Source organism: Betaproteobacteria bacterium (assembly GCA_016791345.1).
Classification (GTDB): domain Bacteria; phylum Pseudomonadota; class Gammaproteobacteria; order Burkholderiales; family JAEUMW01; genus JAEUMW01.
In genome coordinates this window covers 1-2,848 of the sequence record JAEUMW010000055.1, presented here as the reverse complement: position 1 = coordinate 2,848, position 2,848 = coordinate 1, and the positions used below count along the sequence as shown (strand labels likewise).

Genomic DNA, 2,848 nt, shown 5'->3' with positions numbered 1-2,848 from the left:
CTACTCGGGGATCGTGCAGAAGGCGCTGGGGATTCCGGTGTCGATGTTCACGGCGATCTTTGCGATGGCGCGCACGGTGGGCTGGATTGCGCAGTGGAGCGAGATGATCGCCGATCCGGACTACAAGATCGGCCGCCCGCGTCAGCTCTATATCGGCGCACCCCGACGCGACGTAGCCAACGGCAAGAAATGACAAAAGGTCCCGGATCGCTGTCCGGGACCCATACAAGAGAAAGCACGGAGGAGGTCTCCATGTTTCAGGACGCGTTCAGTAGTTCGTACCTGTCCGGCGGCAATGCCGCCTTCATCGAGGATCTGTACGAGCAGTACCTGCACGATCCGGATTCCGTCGATCCGGCGTGGCGGCAGCATTTCGACACTTTGGCACGACCCGCCGGCGGGCGCGAGGTGGCGCACGGGCCGATCGTAGCCGCCTTCGAAGCCCTGGCACGCACGCGGCCCAGCGTGCCGCGGCAGGCGCAGGAAGATTTGCCGACCATCGAGCGCAAGCAGGTCTCGGTGCTGCAGCTCATCAATGCCTATCGCTTCCTCGGCGTGCGTCACGCCAATGTGGACCCGCTCGGGCGTGCCGAGAAGCCGTACCTGCCCGAACTCGATCCGGCGCACTACGGCTTCACGACCGAGGACATGGGCACCACCTTCAATACCGGCTCGCTGGTGGGGCCGGATCAGCTCCCGCTGCGCGAGATCATCAAGGCGGTGCAGGAGACCTATTGCGGCAGCATCGGTGCCGAGTACATGCATATCACCGATACGCCGCAGAAGCGCTGGATCCAGGCGCATCTGGAAAGCGTGCACGGTCGTCCGCAGTACGCGCCCGAGTTCCGCCGCTGGCTGCTCGAGCGGGTGACGGCGGCAGAGGGGCTCGAGCGTTATCTGCATACGCGGTTCGTCGGGCAGAAGCGCTTCTCCGGCGAGGGGGGGGAATCTCTCACCCCGCTGCTCGACCACATGCTGCAGCAGGCCGGCGCCAAGGGCATTCAGGAAACCGTCATCGGCATGGCCCACCGCGGCCGGCTCAACGTGCTGGTGAACACCCTCGGCAAGATGCCGCAGGACCTGTTTGCGGAATTCGAGGGCAAGCACAGCCAGGCGCTGTTGTCGGGGGACGTCAAGTATCACCAGGGCTTCTCGTCCGGCATCACGACGCCGGGCGGTCCGATGCACTTGACCCTTGCCTTCAACCCCTCGCATCTGGAGATCGTGAATCCCGTGGTCGAGGGCTCGGTGCGGGCGCGCCAGCATCGTCGGCACGACATCCAGGGCAAGCAGGTGCTGCCGGTCCTGATCCATGGCGATGCCGCTTTCGCCGGCCAGGGCGTGGTGATGGAGACGCTGAATCTCTCCGGCACGCGCGGCTACGGTACCGGCGGCACGGTGCACATCATCATCAACAACCAGATCGGATTCACGACGTCCGATCCGCGCGACACCCGCTCGACGCTTTACTGTACCGACGTCGCCAAGATGGTGGAGTGCCCGATCTTCCACGTGAACGGCGATGATCCGGACGCGGTGGTGATGGTCACCGAAATCGCACTCGATTTCCGCATGCAGTTCGGCAAGGACGTCGTGGTCGACCTCGTGTGCTACCGCCGCCAGGGACACAACGAGCAGGACGAGCCACTCGTCACGCAGCCGCTCATGTACAAGAAGATCGCGAAGCACCCGAGCACCCGCAAAGTCTACGCGGACCGTCTCGAGCGCGAAGGCGTGATTGGCGCAGGCGAGGGCGACGAGATGGTGAAGGCCTACCGCCAGACGCTGGAGGCGGGCGAGCATACCAACAAGTTCGTGCTGTTCGACCACAAGCCGCAGTTTGCGGTGAACTGGCAGCCTTATGTCGGCACGGAATGGACGGCAGCGGCGGACACGCGCGTGAGCGAGGACGAAGTTGCGTTCCTTGCCCGGCAGCTGACCACGGTTCCGCCCGACTTCAAGCTGCATTCGCGCGTCGACAAGATCATCGCCGACCGCAAGGCCATGGGCGAGGGCAAACTGCCGCTCGACTGGGGCATGGCGGAGAATCTTGCCTACGCCTCTCTGCTCAAGCAGGGTTATCCGGTGCGTCTTTCAGGCCAGGACTGCGGACGCGGCACGTTCTTCCATCGCCATGCCGTGCTGCACGACCAGAACCGGGAGCGCTGGGACGATGGGACCTTCATCCCGCTCCAGCACATCGCGGAGGGTCAGGCCGACTTCCTCGTCATCGACTCGGTGCTCTCCGAGGAGGCCGTGCTCGGTTTCGAGTACGGCTACGCCACGGCGGCGCCGGACGAGCTGGTGATCTGGGAGGGGCAGTTCGGCGATTTCGCGAACGGCGCCCAGGTCGTGGTCGATCAGTTCATCAGCTCCGGCGAAGCCAAGTGGGGCCGGCTTTGCGGACTGGTGATGATGCTGCCGCACGGCTACGAGGGGCAGGGCCCGGAACACTCCTCGGCCAGGCCCGAGCGTTACCTCCAGTTGTGCGCGCAGTACAACATGCAGGTGGTAATGCCGTCGACGCCGGCCCAGATGTTCCATCTGCTGCGTCGGCAGATGGTGCGCGCATACCGCAAGCCGCTCATCATCATGACGCCGAAGAGCATGCTGCGTCACAAGGAATCGGTATCCAGCCTCGACGATCTCGTGCATGGAGAATTTCAGACGGTGATCGGTGAGCGCGAGGACCTCGATCCCAACAACATCAAGCGGCTCATCCTGTGCAGCGGCAAGGTGTACTACGAAACGCTGGCACGGCGGCGCGAGCTTGGCGTGACCGACACCGCGATCGTCCGCATCGAACAGCTCTATCCCTTCCCGCACGATGCTTTTCAGGTCCAGGTCG

General features: G+C 64.0%; 2 protein-coding genes. Both read left to right on the top strand.

From position 1 onward, the window contains the following. A partial coding sequence (gene gltA, locus JNK68_02030; protein ID MBL8539128.1) for a citrate (Si)-synthase occupies nt 1-193 on the top strand: 193 nt, incomplete at its 5' end. A 59-nt stretch (nt 194-252) separates the two neighbouring features. Next, a partial coding sequence (locus JNK68_02025) for a 2-oxoglutarate dehydrogenase E1 component (protein ID MBL8539127.1) occupies nt 253-2,848 on the top strand: 2,596 nt, incomplete at its 3' end.